General features: G+C 43.5%; 12 protein-coding genes. 2 read left to right on the top strand and 10 right to left on the bottom strand.

The genetic code is table 11. The features are described 5' to 3' along the window. Positions 1-53: 53 nt before the first annotated feature. Positions 54-866, top strand: a complete 813-nt coding sequence (locus KAH81_00535) for a helix-turn-helix domain-containing protein (protein MCK5832137.1) — start codon at positions 54-56, stop codon at positions 864-866. Between the two features lie 479 nt (positions 867-1,345). Next, complete coding sequence (gene glnA / locus KAH81_00530; protein MCK5832136.1) at positions 1,346-2,752, top strand: type I glutamate--ammonia ligase; 1,407 nt, start codon at positions 1,346-1,348, stop codon at positions 2,750-2,752. 292 nt (positions 2,753-3,044) lie between these two features. On the opposite strand, the gene KAH81_00525 is transcribed toward glnA, so the two are convergent. From KAH81_00525 to KAH81_00480, 10 genes are all read right to left on the bottom strand, one after another. Continuing rightward, complete coding sequence (locus tag KAH81_00525) at positions 3,045-3,410, bottom strand: septum formation initiator family protein (GenBank protein ID MCK5832135.1); 366 nt, start codon at positions 3,408-3,410, stop codon at positions 3,045-3,047. After that, positions 3,410-4,714, bottom strand: a complete 1,305-nt coding sequence (gene eno / locus KAH81_00520; protein ID MCK5832134.1) for a phosphopyruvate hydratase — start codon at positions 4,712-4,714, stop codon at positions 3,410-3,412. Before eno ends, KAH81_00525 begins: the two co-directional genes overlap by 1 nt. 126 nt (positions 4,715-4,840) lie before the next feature. Further along, positions 4,841-8,941 carry a T9SS type A sorting domain-containing protein gene (locus KAH81_00515; protein MCK5832133.1) on the bottom strand — a complete coding sequence of 1,367 codons (4,101 nt, stop codon included), beginning with the start codon at positions 8,939-8,941 and terminating at the stop codon, positions 4,841-4,843. Between the two features lie 9 nt (positions 8,942-8,950). After that, on the bottom strand, positions 8,951-10,204 hold the full coding sequence (locus KAH81_00510) for an HlyC/CorC family transporter (protein ID MCK5832132.1): 1,254 nt from the start codon (positions 10,202-10,204) through the stop codon (positions 8,951-8,953). A 52-nt stretch (positions 10,205-10,256) separates the two neighbouring features. Beyond that, positions 10,257-12,530 (bottom strand): HDIG domain-containing protein, encoded by a 2,274-nt coding sequence (locus KAH81_00505; protein ID MCK5832131.1) that lies wholly within the window; start codon positions 12,528-12,530, stop codon positions 10,257-10,259. 283 nt (positions 12,531-12,813) lie between these two features. Further along, positions 12,814-13,725 (bottom strand): YbbR-like domain-containing protein, encoded by a 912-nt coding sequence (locus tag KAH81_00500; protein MCK5832130.1) that lies wholly within the window; start codon positions 13,723-13,725, stop codon positions 12,814-12,816. Between the two features lie 36 nt (positions 13,726-13,761). Beyond that, on the bottom strand, positions 13,762-13,950 hold the full coding sequence (locus KAH81_00495; protein ID MCK5832129.1) for a hypothetical protein: 189 nt from the start codon (positions 13,948-13,950) through the stop codon (positions 13,762-13,764). Between the two features lie 168 nt (positions 13,951-14,118). Further along, positions 14,119-14,829: a DUF1460 domain-containing protein gene (locus KAH81_00490; protein ID MCK5832128.1), complete on the bottom strand. Its 711-nt coding sequence runs from the start codon at positions 14,827-14,829 to the stop codon at positions 14,119-14,121. Continuing rightward, the gene (locus tag KAH81_00485; protein MCK5832127.1) at positions 14,819-16,021 is read right to left on the bottom strand and encodes a 2,3-bisphosphoglycerate-independent phosphoglycerate mutase; all 1,203 of its coding nucleotides are present in this window, start codon (positions 16,019-16,021) and stop codon (positions 14,819-14,821) included. The genes KAH81_00490 and KAH81_00485 overlap by 11 nt, the downstream gene beginning before the upstream one ends. 200 nt (positions 16,022-16,221) lie before the next feature. Continuing rightward, complete coding sequence (locus tag KAH81_00480) at positions 16,222-17,427, bottom strand: glycosyltransferase (GenBank protein MCK5832126.1); 1,206 nt, start codon at positions 17,425-17,427, stop codon at positions 16,222-16,224. Positions 17,428-17,471: the final 44 nt, after the last annotated feature.

The following is a 17,471-nucleotide window of genomic DNA, read 5'->3' as shown; positions in this document are numbered from 1 at the left end:
ATAAGACATAAAACATTGTAATATGTAAATATATAATACAAGAAGAGGTTATTATGAGAGCAACAATGAAAACACTTGGTTTTAGCGATGGAGAGGTTGACCTATATCTAAGACTTCTAGATATGGGCGAAGCAACGATTTCCGAAGCGCTAAAGAAAATCGATATAAGCAGACCACATGCCTATACTCTTATGAAGATATTGCTTAATAAAGGTTTGGTAGCTGAGGTTTCGGGAAAACCCTCGAGGTTTAGGGTTCTTCCTCCGGAAGAATCTTTTCTGAATCTCAGTGTAAAAAGGCTTCAAGTTTTAGAGGAGGATAAGAAGCATGTCGAAGAGGGAATGTCGATTATCAAAGCCAGGGCGCAATCGCTTTATAAAAATATAGATTTTCCTTCAGAGGCAGATGTTGAGTTTATGATTTTGAAGGGATATCGCCATGTAACTGAGTGGATGACAAGATATTATTCACAAACTAGAAACACATTTAAGGTAATGACGTGTTTACCTTCTATTGTCGATCTTATGATGGAAAAGCCTGGTGCACTTGATAAATTAACCGAAAAAAAGACTTTCCCTACCAATATGCTTGCGGCCGAGGAGATGCTTAATGATGAAGGTTTTAAGGCTTATCTTCGGAAGCAGATTTCTAAAGGTATTGCTAAGCTGAGGGTTGTGCCACAGGTTCCCATGAAAATGACGATTTATGATCGTTTCGCCAGTATTATCGTTTTGAACCTCAATCTTGCTCCAGAGGATTTTATTGTAATTCTCGTTCGGAATAAAGACTTGATCGAATATTTCGATATGACTTATAATTTATTATGGGAGAAAGGTCGCATTATTAGCGAGGCTGACCTTAAATAATCTAAAAAGAAATCTATCTGGAAAAGCCCGGTTTATTCCGGGCTTTTTTTGTTATTATTTTCTCGATTTCTGAGATAGGCATCTTGAGGGTTAGTTAGGTAAAGGAAAATATCTAAGCTGATTGATTAGCATTTTGATTTTTATCGATTATAGCTTTATTTGTTTTATTCCCCCCGTCTTTCGCTGTCACGACTTTTGCTATTCTGAGGGTTGTGCATTATCGCTTATATTATTTATGCAAAAATCCCCACCATTCATTTCTCTTCCACCCGCGCCAGCGTTTTGTGGCATTATTTTTCCGCAATTCGATTGAGTTAGTAAGGTAGAATTTTATTTGACAAATTAGATTACTTTGACTGGGTTATTAGTTTTTTCGGTTATTTGGTAGTTATTGTATGATATGCTATTTTTTTTATATTGTAATAAATTTAGATTATACTTATAATTTTCAAAATGACTTTTAAATCGTTAGGAGACTTATGTTTTATTCGGTTGAAGAAGCCCTGAATTATATAGAGGAAGATAATATTTCTATTATCGATGTTCGTTTTGTGGATTTATTAGGGCGTTGGCACCATGTTTCGCTTACGTCTGAGCGCGCCGCTTGTTTTTTCTCGGAGGGGATACCATTCGATAGTTCTAGTATTCCTGGTTTTCGGGGAGTAAACTGTGGCGACATGAATCTTATGCCCGATATAGGCTCGGCCTTTTTAGACCCTTTCACTGAAGCTCGCACACTGGTTTTTATTTGTTCAGTTGTCGAAGCCGATACAGGTGAAGGCATACCCGAAGACCCACGAAGTGTTCTTTTTCGTGCGGAATCTTTATTGAAAAAGAAACTTGGTGCTGAGTCTTTATGGCTTCCTGAACTCGAATTTTATCTTTTTGATAAGGCTTCGTTTAAGACCACAGAATCCTTTTGTTTTTTTCAATTCGAGAATATCGAAGCTGACAGTCGCGAAAATAGCTATATACATCCGCCATCTGGAGGGTATCACTCGATGTCTCCTTCGGACAAGGATTTCGATCTTCGTAGCGAAATCGTTCTTTTAGCGGAAAAAGCAGGAATTCCCATACGCTATCACCATCATGAAGTTGGTCGATTTGGTCAACAGGAAATAGAGATGTTGCCATCACCACCGGTTAAAGCAGCTGACAGTGTAATGAAGCTCAAATATTTAATTCGTATGGCCGCACTCGACCGCGGCATGGTTGCGACTTTCATGCCGAGGCCTCTTTATAACGAACCCGGCAATGGTATGCATTTTCATCAATACTTGACAAAAGACGGCGGCAGCCTTTTTTGGGATGAGAAAGGGTTATATTCACACTTCTCTGATATTGGAAAGGCTTATATAGCTGGTGTTCTGGAACATTCTTCTTCTATAGTAGGGCTAACAAATCCAACAACGAATAGCTATCGCCGTCTTGTTTCGGGTTTCGAAGCGCCTGCCAAAAAGTTTTATGGTCTTGCGAATAGAAGTGCTGCTATAAGAATTCCGAAATACGATGACAAACCAGCTTGTAAACGGTTTGAGTTTCGTCCTCCGGATGCAACATGCAATCCTTATTTAGCAGTGGCTGCCCAGCTTCTTGCCGGTCTCGATGGTATTATGAAAAAACTCGATCCCACTGCTCTAGGTTACGGTCCTTTCGACGACAATATTGACACGTGGTCTGAATCCAAGAAAAAGAGTCTTAAAGATATCCCTGCTACCCTCGATTTGGCTTTAAAAGCACTTAAAAGCGACCGCAAATATCTTACACAAGATAGTGTATTTTCGGATTCCATCTTAAATAGACATATTGAATTTGCTTCTAAAAATGCCGAGGATGTGGCTAAATATCCGAATCCTCGTGAGATGGAGCTTTATTTCGACCTTTAATTTTTAATGTCCGGTCGGAAAGGTTTTTTTCTTACTATTTCCCGGGGGGCGTCGGGCGTTGCGCCTTTTTTGCGCAACGCAGGTGTCCGGCCGGTCTAATATATAATATTATTAAGCGATATTGCTTCGACCGTCCACTGATTTCGTTGCATGCGAAAAATGCATTTTTCGCATGCAACGAAATCACGATGCCCCCCTCGGTTTTCGAAACCGATAAATTGGGTAGGTGTTTCTTGGTTGTTAAATTAAAGAAGAAAAAATAACCGCCCTAATTAAGGGCGGTTACTAGATATTATTCAATCTCTTGTGGTTCGAAACGATAAATAATTTCACCATCTTTCAGCATACGAAGTTTTTCGCGTGCCAATCTTTCTTTAAACTCATCATTAGCGTTAAGGTCCATAAGCGCCTGTTTTAATGAGTCTTGCCGCGCTTTTTCGGCTCCAATCTGTTTGGCGATTTGTTTCTCATATCGTTGGTATTTATAGATCGAGATTAACCCGAAATCGCCGCCGAAAAGTAAAAGAATCATGATCATCGCGATTAATATGAAAAGGGTTGTTTGAGCGCCTTTCCACATTTTTTTTCGATTTTCATCGCTAAGGCGTAAAAAACGGTTTTGATTATCTACATCCGATTTTGGAGTGCGTTCGGGCATTATTTCTTTTTAAGCCTCGGGAAAAACCTCGAAGCTTCGGGGAAGGAACAAACTCCCTCAAGCTCTTCCTCGATTCTGAGTAGCCTATTATATTTTGCAATACGTTCTCCTCTGCAAATGCTTCCCGATTTTATTTGCCCGGCTCCGGTGGCAACTGCAAGATCGGCCATGAAAGTATCCTCGGTTTCGCCGCTACGGTGTGAAATAACCGCTCCCCAGCCGGAGTTTAGCGCAAGATTTATTGCATCGAGTGTCTCGGTAACCGAACCTATCTGATTGAGTTTTATTAGGCTAGAGTTGGCGGATTTTTCCTCGATCCCACGCTCGATTCGCGTGACATTGGTAACGAAGATGTCGTCTCCGACAATCTGTATTTTATCGCCGAGAGCTGCAGTCATGTTATGCCAACCTTCCCAGTCGTCTTCGGCCAGTGGATCCTCAATACTGACAATCGGATAATCCTTGACCAACTTGGCATAGAAATCGATAAGAGCATCTGAATCAAAGCGTTGATTTCCTGCTTTAAACTGATAAATACCCTCGTCGGCGTTGTAAAACTCACTTGCTGCACAATCGAGGCTGAACCAAATGTCGTCACCGGGTGTGTAACCTGCGGCTTCGATAGCTTTCATAAGATAATCGAGTGCTTCCTGATTAGAGGCAAGACTCGGGGCAATACCGCCTTCATCTCCAACTGCAGTGACGAGGCCCTTGTCTCGGAGAATTTTCTTTAACGCATAAAATGTTTCACTAGCAACCCTCAGGGACTCACTGAACTTGCGAGGTCCTGCGGGAAGTATCATGAATTCTTGAATGTCGAGGTTATTATCCGCGTGCGCGCCACCGTTAATAACATTGAGCATCGGAATTGGTAATATGCGATTGTTTATTGTGCCGATGTATTGATACAACGGAAGGCCAGTGTGGTCAGAGGCCGCGCGCGCTAACGCCATAGAGACGCCAAGAATTGCATTAGCACCTAACCGACTTTTGTTTGGTGTGCCATCGAGATCTATCATTAATTTATCGATACCTAGCTGATCGGTAGCATCGAGGTCCATAATAGCCGGCCCGATTATCTCGTTAACATTCTCCACCGCTTTAAGAACTCCCAACCCTCTGTATCGGGATTTATCTCCATCGCGAAGCTCCACAGCTTCGTGTATTCCTGTCGATGCACCACTGGGCACTGCGGCCCAACCGGTTGCGCCGGATTCGAGTTCGATCTCGACTTCGAGCGTGGGATTGCCCCGGCTCTCGAGTATCTCTCTACTCCATACTCCGACAATAATTGGTTCGTTCATTTTTTACTCCTTGTTTTATTGTTATTTCTTGTTTTCTTTTTTATAAGCTAACTCTCGATATGATCGAGGATTTGCTTATTCTTATTCTAAATTTCTGCTTCCAGGAATTATACGAGAGTTCCTCGCCTACTTAATCAAAACTGCTTTGGTCTTGAAATGGTGATTCTCATTCTTGAGTTCGATAAAATACACTCCTGAAGGCAAATTCATCGAATTCTCATCATCACCTGTCCAGAAAACTTGTCTTGTATCGGCGCTCATATTCATTGATTTAACCCTTCGACCGAGTAAATCAAAGATTACAAGCTCTTTGTTTCCGGGAGCCTCAGAGCGAATACAAAGAGATGAATTAAACGGATTGGGCGTAATAGAAAGCCCAATAAAATCCGGTGTCGAAATCTCATCGATACCGGTTAAAAGAACCAACCAGCCGGAATCGGGAGCGCTGGCAAAACTTTCACCGTTTTCATACATTGAGACAATACGATACCAATACTTCCTGCCCTCGACGACGTCTGTGTCAATAAACACAGTGTCTGGCGATTCAATTGCCTCGGGAGTGCTACCCGGAGAGAGGAATTTCAGAAGCTTATAGCTTGTGGGAGAAGGTGAAACCGAAGACCAGTTCAGTGTGATATTCCCCGAGCCGTCCTCTTTACTGATAGATATAAATTCTGGTATAGGAACCGCCGATAGCATAAAATCAAGTTCTATAGATTCATCTGATATTGCTGTAACAGTTTCGGCTTGGGCGAAGTGTCCCGGTGCCGAACAGGTGAATATATTCTCACCCGGCTCGATCTCAGTATATCGATAATAGCAGTCAGAGTTCGGTGTCGTTCGATGACCCCCCGATGTTGTTATTTCAGCGCCTTCGGGATGACCTAACTCGAGCATAACATAACCGAAAATTAGAGCGGCACCGCAGTCAGTGGTGAAACGAATAATCCTGCCGTCTGTGAGAAAAGCCGCGCCAGCATCCGAACGAAGCCCGAATTGGTATTCGAGACCGAAAACATGGCTGGGTGATTCAATGCCCACCGTCGAATACTCCTCATTAGAATCGACATCCTCGATACTTCCACTATACCTGAATTCAATAGGTGAATCGCCAGAGCGCGAAGGATTTACCTCAGGATCAAAGATGATTATCTGGAAAGTGTTGTTCATACCATCTATGCGTGCGTGTTGCATTTGCTCCCACTGCACTATGTATTTGCCTTCAGACGCGAGATACTCGTAATATATTCCTCCGGGGCCAACAATCGGCTCTAAATCATCCCAGAAAGGAGCTAAAGTTCCCCAAGGTCCGTTTGGAGCGGGAATAGGTGTGTTATAAAAATCAAGCATAAAATAAGGTTGCACACCCGGTGCAGCCCAGCCATTTGAACAGATTGTCAGAGTATCGAATAACTCGCCATAAAAAATAAAATCAAAGGGAAGATCGAGAGTGAATATCTCATCATCATCAATACTGCGGAAAGTGCCGGTAGATGAAATATCCTCAAAAGAGGATGTTGGCGCATGGCCCGAGGAAATATCGGTGTCATCATAAGCAAAATATCCCCATCCATCGGGACCAGTTGGGTCCGAGGTTTCAGCTTCGCCCAGAGCAAGCTGTATTTCCCCGAAAGGCGCTAAACCCCTCTCTGTTACCCTGAGAACACTTAAATTGATCACTGTGCCCTTGAATGCATTCGGTGATGCCGAAAGCGTGAACTCTACAGTTTCGCCAATTCCGCCCGACAACGAATTTAATGCTACAGAATCTCCCGCGACATCCACCCAACCCGAATATGAAAACACCTTAAACAAAATTGGCGAAGGATCGAGCGAGCCGCTATGACGAATAACAAGCCGTGCTTGTGCTGTTTCTCCAGGATCGAGTATGCCATCACTATCACCCAGGTCATCGATGATTATCGAATCGAGCAGGAACGCGGAAGTCTCGATAGGCATATTGAATTGTAGCATCGCTCCACCCTCGCGCGTGTCGCAAAGCAAATTCATACGAGCAGGACCACCGCCCGAAGCGAGGCCATCGGCAATTATCTGAAAAGTAACAGTGCGTTCTTCGCCACCCCAAAGACGCTCGAGGGAATCGAAGTTAGATGTTACTTCGATTCCTTCGTGATCACACCAAAGATATGTTTCGATATGTCTAGCCAGAGGGCCATTATTGCGGATCTCCACGGAAAGCATCCCAGATTCGCCCGGATCTATCAAGCCATCCGAATCTCCGGAGGCGTCATCGAATTCAAAGGAAGCAACACTCAAATTCGGCGTGCCAATGACTGAGAAATCCTCACTATACGATACATGGAAAGGTGAAACGACCGTTAAGCGGATAGTTCCTGCGCCAGCACCGGGAACAACTAAACGCACCCTACCGGTAAAATCTGTGTAAGCAAAAGTCTTTTCGCTTGAAGCAATCCGATAAAGACATACCAAGGCTTCCGGTAGAGCCGTGCCGTCTGAGGTAATACTTATGTCCACATCCGCACCCAAAACTATATCCGAGTGCGAGATTTCTAGCTCCGGTGTCCAGCCGTGATACATCATAAGCCCAGGGTCACCGAGTGGCCCGTAAGTCATGAAATATTGCTCGACTTCATCGTGTTCGAAAGGGTGAAGCCTATAACATTCGGCCTCAGCGAGCCATACACACTGTCCCAGGTGAGGGAGATTATGATCAAAAAGGCCCTTATAAAAACCACTATTCATGGGGTTGTTATATCGAGTGTGGCTATCGTGGTCACTTGTCCCAAAAAAAGCCACAGCGCCTCGTGGATTACTCACACTTCCGGCCCTTATCCATGCTTCTCCGAAACAAGGATCGGTCCAAGTTGAACCGAAATCACCGGTTCCGCAAACGATGCTGGTAATGACAGGATAAGCCGTGTTTGTCAAAGCTACAATATCCGAACGATAATAAGCAGGCTCCCACCAACCATCGGAACCAGCCCAGCCGCGATAGTCGACATACGAAACACCAGCGTTGATTTTGGCAGATATCTCCGAAGCCGGTGGAACATAACTTCCATTCTCAAAAAAGCTATCAACAACCGAAAAACCGTGATCTAAGAGAAGCTGTCTAACCCAAAGAACGTTCCACACCGGCGTAACAGCGTGGTCATATGTCGAAACAACCATACCGCGTTGCATCCAATCAGAACCGCTTGCTGTAGGAGAACTCTCGAATCTCTTTATTTTTTCAATAAGAACGCGAAATTCAAGAAGATTATCTACCGGCATTCGACCAAGAAAAACATCGCTAAAGAAATCCTCGCCGTCGAGGAGTGAATATCCATGATCAGAATTGTAAAATGAGTAACCGAAATCTGGGACTTCTGTCCCATCATTCATTTCCTTGTCTCCTACAAGAATTACAAAAGTAGGTGCAGGATTATGCGTTTCATATTCGGATTGAATGTAAGAGTAAATTGCATCGGCGGTTATGGGTGAACCAATCTCAGATAACCTTATTGCCTCGACTCTGTGCCCGCGAGATTCTTTATGTTGAACGAGATCGGCGACAGCATCCCAGCATGTATCGGGGCAAATAATAAGATATTCCCCCGGATCGGCGGAAAGTGGCGATGGCATTGCATTCCCGTTTAAAGCAATTTCGGTAAGCATCGCCAAATAGGGCTTGCTAGCAAGCCTATCCTCCAGTGCTTGTAGGCAGCCACCTAAATCGACAAACAAACGCGCCCTTAGAACAATAATATAGGCGTTGATTGAAAAGTCGTAACTAACTGGCAAAAGAGTTAAGGTTCCAAACGGAATTCCGCGCGCAGAACCCACAGATTCAAGGTTAATAAAGCTCTCCGGCCATACAGAAGATAATTGATAAATCCTCGATTCGGGAACAGGCGGGCCTCCTGCCTCGCCATTCTCATGAACTGGATATTGTGATGGAGCTGGAGGATCCGCAAAAAGAGTCTCAGAAGAAGTAATTTCCCATTCAATAGTTGGACGGCAGTTAGGTGCAAGTAGAATATATTCGGTGAACACCGGAAGTTCGGGATTGCCCGGATGAGAGATCATACCTGCGCCCGCGAGTTTAAAACTCGAATGGCAAGGCGCTATTTCTTCAATGGAGTATTCGGGAGAATTATAGATCGCGGAAAAACCGCTTGAATTTATATCGGCCAATCGAAGCTCGGCAAAGGCCGAACTCAGCGATAAAATCGTTATACTGACCAGAATAATATATTTCCTCATTGTAAATTATTAGCCTTCCTCTTCGGGATTTTTTATTACAATTTTAACATTTTTTAGCCTCTGTCCAGAAACAGATTCGACAACGAACAAGATATTCTCGAACTCAAACTTGTCTCCAGCATTCGGAATAGCACCCGCAATTCCATAAATGAAACCGCCAAGGGTTTCCGAGTCATCTTCGGGAAGCTCTATGCCAAGCTCCTCATTGACCTCGTCTATCGGAAGCTTGGCCAGAACATTATATACATTTTCCGAAAGTTTTCTAATAGGAATTTCCTCGAAATCATATTCGTCCTGAATCTCCCCAACAATTTCCTCGATAAGGTCTTCGAGTGTTACAAGACCAGCAGTTCCACCATATTCATCGACAATAATAGCCATGTGAACACATTCGCGTCTGAGCTCTCTAAGAAGGTCGTTGGTTAGCTTCGACTCAGGGACAAAGTAAGGCGCGCGAGCTATCTCAGTGAGGTCGCTAATCTTCTGCTCTGAACTTATCGCATTGAGAAGGTCTTTAGCATACAGCACACCGACAACATTGTCTATCCTTTCCTTATAAACAGGGACTCGAGTGTGACCGGCCACTGTAATTACTTCAACTGCTTCTGTTGGAGTCTCATCGTGAGAAATGCAGACCATGTCTATTCGCGGAACCATTATTTCACGGACAGTAGTGCTCCTGAATTCCACAACGTGGCGAATCATCTCTTTTTCATCGGTTTCGAGTGAGGCAAAATCCTTGCCATCAGGCATAAGCTCATCGAGCTCTCGTTCTATGGTCAGCGGCCCACCAATACCACCCTCGGGAACTAAAAACCTGAGTGCTGCCCTCCATAAAATAATAAATGGCCATATCAACCAACCCAAAAAGCGCACGAAGGGTATCCATCTGAGAGCTTTTTCCACGCGGTTTCTACGTATTGCTTTACCGGGAAAGGCGTTGGCGTAAAGAATTAATATATTCCATGTAAGCAAGCCTGTCGCAAGTATTATTGTCCAATGGAAGTAAAATGAATTAAAGATTATTGAAACGACCAATAAACAAGATATGAGAAAGGTCTTCACGATAACGAAATATTGTATGAATTCGCGAGGTTTTTTAAGACGCTCCGATAACCATTTCGCTATCGGTTCATTTCTTGAAACAAGTGACCTAATGTTTTCTGCGTTAAGTGCAAAAGCCGCGTTTTCTGCAATCGAAACCGCATAAATATAGATTACGATTACCCCATAAATGACTAATGTTATCACTGCTGCTATCATCTGCATCCCACAAGTGGGAAAAACCTCCTTGTTGAGTGTAAAAAGAGAATACTCAGTGGTCTTCTTTCCGAGTTTGCTGGCCCTCGAGACCTCCGTTTTTGAGCCGAAGCCTGGGCCTTCTGTGAAGGACGCCCTCGAGTATTCTAATGAATGAATCCGTGATGAGTTTTAAATCTCCGGTTGTAAGATCACAGTCTGCAAGTTGACCGGTGGAAAATTTGTTTTCTATAGAGTTATTTATTAAGCGCAATAAGGATTTCTTTTCAATATCCTTTATCGACCTAACAGTAGCCTCGACTGTATCTGCAAGCATGACAATGGCTGCTTCTTTCGATTGTGGTTTTGGCCCCGGATAACTGAAATCATTCTCTGTAACAGAATCATCCACTTCACGAGCTTTTTCATAGAAAAAGCGCATTACACTGTCGCCATGGTGCTGCTGAATAATGTCAATTATCGGGCGCGGAATGTCATTTTTTCTGGCTATACGGACACCCTCGGTTACATGGCCAGAAAGCACAATAAAGCTCATTTTCGGGCTAAGTCGTTCATGCGGATTGTCTTCGGTGAGATTCTCTGAAAAATAATATGGATGACTAAGTTTGCCGATATCATGGTAAAGGGCGCCGGCTTTGGCAAGAAGCGGATCCGCACCGATTGATTCTGCGGCTGTTTCCGCCATGTTGCTTACCACTATACAATGGTGAAATGTCCCCGGCGCTTCGATAGCAAGTTGTTGAAGTATTTGCGCGTTGGTGTTAGCATAGTCGGCGAGGGTAAAGTCGGTAACCAAACCTGAGAATTTTTCAAAGAGGGGCAAGAGACCCAATGCCAAAAGCGGACCAAAAACACAGGCCGATAAAACGGAAAGCGCGCGTATGCCAAGTGTGCCATATTCGGTTAGCGATACAAAATCCAAAACTGCAATAGCAATTAAAGCCGAGGCGGAAGTCCAGGCAATAGCCTTAATACTCTCTCTCCTAACCTGAATCCGCGAAAATAGAATAGAGCAAATTGTGCCTTCGACAAGTAAAGTAATAAGAAGATTGTGCGGATTTTTGCTCGCAATTGAAGTTAGGATTGAGGCTGTAAATATCACTGCAATAGCCGGTTCGAGACCAATAAGAACGGCTAAAAGAGCTGCTGAAAACGCTATAGGCGTGATGAAATCAGGCCACCCAACAGCACGGAAAATAAATGCAAAAAGACATGGAAACCATATGCTGAAAAGCAGGATTGAAAAACTACTGGAAGTGTTCCATATTTGGGGAAAACGAATTTGAATATATTTCGAGAAGATCCATAGAATAAGTAACGCAAGAAGTAGTCTTGCTAATACTGTAAGCGCATTATAAACTGTCGGACGATTCGAATATTTGCTCGATTTTGCTATTGCTAACGATACTAGTTTTTGGTGTATCTCGTCGGAAACCCTCTCATGTTCATCAACGATGCGTTGGTCGCGAAGAACAATGCCTCTTTCTCGCTTGACTCCATCGACTGCTTTTTGGCGCTTTTGTTCGGTTAATTCTTTGTCTGGAAGAAGATTCGGCCTTAGAAATAATGTTGTCAATTCATATACTAAATGTCCCTTGTCGGGGTAGCTCGAGAAATCCGACGCGGATTTTTCCCCTATCTTTCTAATAGTGACTTCAATAGTCGTGATTCTCTCGGCTGGAATAACCTGCTCTTGGCCATTCCTTCTGATATTGAATAGCTGTGCTGTATCTCCGCGCCCTAAGCTTTTCCAGTTGAAGATACCTTCAGAATAGCTCTCAGAAAGAAGCTCGAGCACAGAAGTCTTCACGCCGGCGGGCTTCCTAAGTTCAGCAAGTGTTCGTGCTGATTCTTCGGAAATTTCTGGAAAACGCGCTTTTATCGAGTCTATCTTACCTGAATCGGTAGTTCCCCTAGCTGTTATTGCTTTGAGCGTATTTGTCCAAGATTTGCTAAACTCAGATTTCGCACTTGTAACTACACCATCAACATAATTCAGGACATAAGGAACATTTTGTCGTGCGGTTTGCTTTTCCCTCTCAAATTCAGTTTCAGGTTTGACTATAGGAAAATTAAACGGCGCTATAACCTCTTTTGAACTTATATCGCCAACATCGGGAATGTCAGACTCGACCCCTTTAAAAGGAATAAAAAAAGGCAATAGCAAAAAAGCAGTTATTGTAAGTAATAAATAAGAGAGGTGTTTCCGAGATATAACAAACTTACGCGATCGCTCCGGCTGATCGCGATCGGCGTTTTCTATGGACTCGTGTCGATTATCGTTGCTGTCTGGCGAAGCGCTATCCAAATTAACTCTATCTTGAAACATTTTTTTACGCTGATTATATGTATCAAAATAATGATAAGCTGTATTAATATCAAGCGTTTTTTCGCTTGCATGTGAGGTGTGTCTGTAAACACTTTCCTAAAATATAAGATGTCATCTAAAATACACCGGTGCGTGGGCGGGCGGCACCGAATTACCCCGGATGAGGTTTGTGGATATAAGCAAAATTTAACTCATAACTTTGGAATTATCATCGTGGCGCTGTGGCCGAGAGAATTTTCATTAAGTGTGTGCCGACCGCCCACGCACCGGCAACATTGCCTGTCTATTTATTTATGAAACCAAAATATTCAGGTTGGGTCGATACTATCTGAAGTTCAGAGGGATAGATTATAACTGGCTGTATCTGCTTGGTGTTATTGGTAGAATAATCAACGAATACATGAATATCATCGCGATCGAGTAATTCGATATCCGTTTTAATTCCGCTAAAAACGATTGCAATTCTATTATTATCGAGGGAAATCCCCAGAGAGGGCTGAAGCCCCTTTATTTTAACAGGAATTTCTTCGATGGTAACGGTGATTAAAGGTTCGACAAAAATCTTCGCAGAAACGCGGCTGGGTGTATAATTTAGCAGAAACAGCTCTTTTTCAATATCGACAGCGACTGTAGTGCTAGCATTAAGATTTCGGAAAGTGTCCGCGACAGTTTTAACAAATTCCACTGAACGAATGATTTTTCCCGGACCTTCAATAATAATCTCAAGTGGTTCAAAGGTAGTTTTGTCATATGCAATGGCATAACCATCAGCAGACTCAAGATATAATTGATTTTTAATCGGAACCTCTGCGTTGGCATATCTATCAATAACAAGTCTAATTGGTTCGGAGCGGGTAAAACCTATCAATTCATAGCTGCTCTCTGGAAGCCGAAGATCGGCTTCCAGTAGATCGAAAAAGCGCTCGGAGTATTTAAAGCCCCTACCATCGATGACAATGGAGGGTTCGGCGAAAAATAGTTTTATGAGGTCTTTGCCTTGGCCCTTAAGAATAACTCCAACAGAATCGGGAAGAGGGGCTCCCAAAACATATTCTTCGGGTAGCCCCTCTATAGTCAGTGGTAAACTATATACGTGCTCATACTTCTGTTCTGTAGCGACATGCATCCAAAGAAAGCAAGCCACTAGGAAAGCGAAAATTTTCGCGGGCATGTTTTTAAGTAGTCTATTTTTCACGCTCTGGCTCCGGAGTGCCTGTCCATCTAATTCAAACTACTTATTTGACTGCGACAGAGATTTGCCGAAACTTACCTCGCCGTTATCGATTCTTAGTGAAAAACCACAATCCGGATTTGAACAAACCCAGACTTTATAAAGAATAGGAGCACCCTCGCGCCCATAATCGGACAATGGTAGAAGTTTACCTGTTTTACATTTAAGACATTCGGGGAATTCTTTCATATACACTCCTCACGACCTTTCTAAAAGTTGAGGCCCCACAACCAGAACAAGAAACCTTAAAGATGATTGGTTGAATTGTCAACCCTCAAAATGATATTAGTTTATAGTTAGCGGTTTTTAAAGATAGTAAATAAACCATGTTATATCGCCCCCCGGGGCGCGTTATAATCAAGCGCTATCGAGTATTTGGAGAAAAGAAACTCCTTTGAGGGAAGAACGGGTTTTAAGGTAATCAAATAAATAAATTTCGATTACTTTGCCCTCGCTCAGGCTCGCATGACGGAGCATAAATCCCTTGGTGGAAAGCATGCCCATATGTGAAACAACTGTCCAATCTATGCCTCCGATGAAAAGGACAATTAAGAATCTCGGCAATGCGCTGGCAATATCTTTAATTTTATCAGTAGATAAATATCTAAAGGCAACTTTTTCGGTCTTTGCAAGGTTTGAATTCCCCTGAAAATTGAAACCTTGATTATTAAAAAACTGAACCCTGTCGATTTCTCTTGAGCATATCGAGTTTGTATATATATCTAATTTTTTCACCAAACTACTATTTCCCGGTATCCAATCGACAGAGACAAAATGTTTGCGATGCGCAAAATCTTGTGCACTATTGTAGTATCTTATATTGTTCAAGTTTGGAAGGACCTCCCTTATTTCAGATGACATACCCAATGCCAGACATGTCTCGACTAATGTCATGCAATCGAAACCATCAAAACGAAGACTTTGTTTGCCTCCGTTGTCAGAAAGTGGGTGTTTAAAATATGGTTTATTGAGAAAAAACCGAGACCAAAACTCCACTCGATCAATAAAAGACAGATTTTGTGCTTTTCTTAGACCTTGTTTTATATTCTCTTTAGGCTTATGCTCCAAACTTCATCAGCCTTCCGCAGTTGGCAAGTATAAGAGGCATTATTGCCTGACCGGGAATATGTCCCAAAATCCCGCAATTCGCCGCTTCGCGTTCTGTGAATCTCTTACAATCGTCCATAAAGGCATACGGGCTGTTCAATAGTAGCGGCACAGGATGCCAGCTATGGAGTTTCAAGCAACTAGGCGTCGAATGGTCTCCAGAAATGGCAACTACATCGGCCTTTAAATCCAATACCGATGGTATAATCGAGTCGAATCGCTCTATCATGGCGACTTTTCTGTCAAAATCTCCGTCCTCGCCGGCAGAGTCTGTGTATTTAAAATGTAGGAAATGGAAATCAAAACTGTCGAATGTTTTTTCGAGCCGCGAGATCTCATCTTTAAGAGAGGTTAAGCCGTCGGAAACTTCCATGCCTACAAGCCTGGCAAGTCCCTTATACATTGGGTAAACTGCTATACCCTGAGCGGACATGCCGTATTTCTCCTCGAATGGCATAATATCCGGCGTGTTAGCCGCACCGCGTATAAGGCAGGTATTTGCTGGGCGCTCATCTTTGAGTATGCAATCGACCTCCTCGATAAAACGGTTGATAATCCTAGCACCATTTTCGCTTTCAGGATTTTTTGCCGAAGCCGGCCGAGGTTGCAAACCCACCTGCTGAGGGTCGGCATCCTCGATATCATCTTTAAGTGAAGGGCTGTGGAAAACAACCGCGAAGCGGTAGTCCTTAGCAGCTTTGATATCGAATTCGATACCATCCACATCGGCAAGGTTTTTGCGGATTTTCTCTACTAATTCGGCGCATTTATCAGTTGGTATTCGTCCGGCCCTACGGTCTGTGATTAGGCCGTTTTTCTTGGTTGCAAAATTACCACGAACCGCCAAATCTCCTTGCTTGACAGTCATTCCACTTCCAAGAGCCTCGAGAATGCCCCTTCCAATTTGGTTTTTTATAGGGTCATAACCAAACAGAGCAAGATGTCCCGGGCCACTGCCGGGAGTGAGACCATAACCCACAGGATAGTGAAGTCCCATCGAACCTTTTTTCGCCAGTTCGTCGAGATTTGGGGTTTTGGCGGCCTCCAACTCGGTGCGACCGTTAACCGTTGTTCCCCCAACGCCGTCGGATACGAGTAATATAGCCTTGGTGTTATTCTTTTGGATTAAATCTTTTAGCACATCGTCAAACATTATTTACTCCTATTTTAAACTGTTTTGTTCTGCTATTTTACCATGGTTTTAAAATGTTGCAGGAGGTGGTTTAAGTCCACTTTTTCCCCCACTGGAAAATATCTCTATAACTGGAAAAAAGAGCGACGCAAGATTTGCTCATACACATAGATTTTTTTCTATTTGCTTTTATTGATGCTCTAAGAGTCGTTTTCTTCACTCTATTGCTTAATATCTTTTATCAATTCAAACCATTTCTCGGCAATAAGCTTTCTGTCAAATTCGGGCGGCGGCGCGACACGCTTGAGCGCACCCTCCTTCTTTTTTGCGGAAAGCTGCTTCAATGTCCGTACTAACGCACTGACACTACCAGTGCTTATTGGATAGGCGGCAGAATAGTCTTTCAAGACGCTTTCCGCCTCGCCTCCACGAGGAATGCAGGCGATTATCGGTCTTCCAAGACCCATATATTCATAGGTTTTGCTCGTCACCTGGCCACAGTTTAAAGAGCGGTTATCAATATACAATAACAGAGCGTCCGCCGAGCTTGTAATCGCAAGCGCTTCCTTGTGGTTTTTATAGCCCAATAATTCCACTCTGTCTGAGATACCTAATCGTTTTGCGTCTTCTGCAACCCTTTGCGGATATCTTCCCACGATCTTCAGATGTGTTTTCGGTAGCTTTACCATGGCTTGTAGAAACTCGAGGGGATAATTCAAATCAGGATATATCGTCCCAAGATAGCATATGTTCAGACCATCATCATTAATCGGTGTGGTTTCCTCCGGGCGGTCCGAAGGATCGTAGCCATTTGGCAAAATATGGATATTCGCCGTAGGAGCATATCCTATTATCTCGGAGGCAATTGAATTATAGACGCAGGTTATAAGATCGGCGGAGTTGCAGGCCTTGGCCGCTAAATAACGATTAATGATTCGGTGAGGTGCTGGAAGTCGTTTTCTGTTTGGGTTTTTTGTCCAAGAATCGCGAAAATCGAGAACCAATGGCACTTTGAGCTCTTTCGCTGCGCGTCGAGCAGCGAGTGCCGCCGAAAAAGGCGGGCATGTCGCCCATACAATGTCAGGCGATTCAATCGACTTGATACCGAGCCGCGAAGCCATATCTATCCACCATATTTTGTTATCAGGCAAGAAGAAAAGGTCGCTCGATGGCGCGTGAATAACATTCGGCATTTTCTTTCTCAACAAGCGAAGTGGGTCGCGGTTCTTCGGTGTGCTAAGAGTGAGAAATTCGCGCGGAATCTCAGCTAATAGGGACTCGTCCAATATAGGGTAATCGTCTTTATCCGCCGAGATAACAACACCCTCGGCGCCGAGTCGTGCGGCATACTTCAATAGCTTGAGCGGCCGAAGCGCACCGGGGCCGCCATGCGGTGGGAAATAGAAGCTGAAAGCGAGAATCTTCAATTTTGTCCGTCTTCAATAAATGTCATATATTTTATCAATGCGTT

It is taken from the genome of bacterium (assembly GCA_023145965.1).
GTDB lineage: Bacteria > UBP14 > UBA6098 > UBA6098 > UBA6098 > UBA6098.
Note: the sequence above shows the minus strand (reverse complement) of the source record. Positions and strands in the feature narration are given on the sequence as shown.

Bases quoted from the DNA above. Each gene is read 5' to 3' on its own strand.
- KAH81_00535 (MCK5832137.1), top strand. From the start codon at position 54: ATGAGAGCAACAATGAAAACACTTGGTTTTAGCGATGGAGAGGTTGAC.
- glnA (MCK5832136.1), top strand. From the start codon at position 1,346: ATGTTTTATTCGGTTGAAGAAGCCCTGAATTATATAGAGGAAGATAAT.
- KAH81_00525 (MCK5832135.1), bottom strand. From the start codon at position 3,410: ATGCCCGAACGCACTCCAAAATCGGATGTAGATAATCAAAACCGTTTT.
- eno (MCK5832134.1), bottom strand. From the start codon at position 4,714: ATGAACGAACCAATTATTGTCGGAGTATGGAGTAGAGAGATACTCGAG.
- KAH81_00515 (MCK5832133.1), bottom strand. From the start codon at position 8,941: ATGAGGAAATATATTATTCTGGTCAGTATAACGATTTTATCGCTGAGT.
- KAH81_00510 (MCK5832132.1), bottom strand. From the start codon at position 10,204: ATGATAGCAGCAGTGATAACATTAGTCATTTATGGGGTAATCGTAATC.
- KAH81_00505 (MCK5832131.1), bottom strand. From the start codon at position 12,530: ATGTTTCAAGATAGAGTTAATTTGGATAGCGCTTCGCCAGACAGCAAC.
- KAH81_00495 (MCK5832129.1), bottom strand. From the start codon at position 13,950: ATGAAAGAATTCCCCGAATGTCTTAAATGTAAAACAGGTAAACTTCTA.
- KAH81_00485 (MCK5832127.1), bottom strand. From the start codon at position 16,021: ATGTTTGACGATGTGCTAAAAGATTTAATCCAAAAGAATAACACCAAG.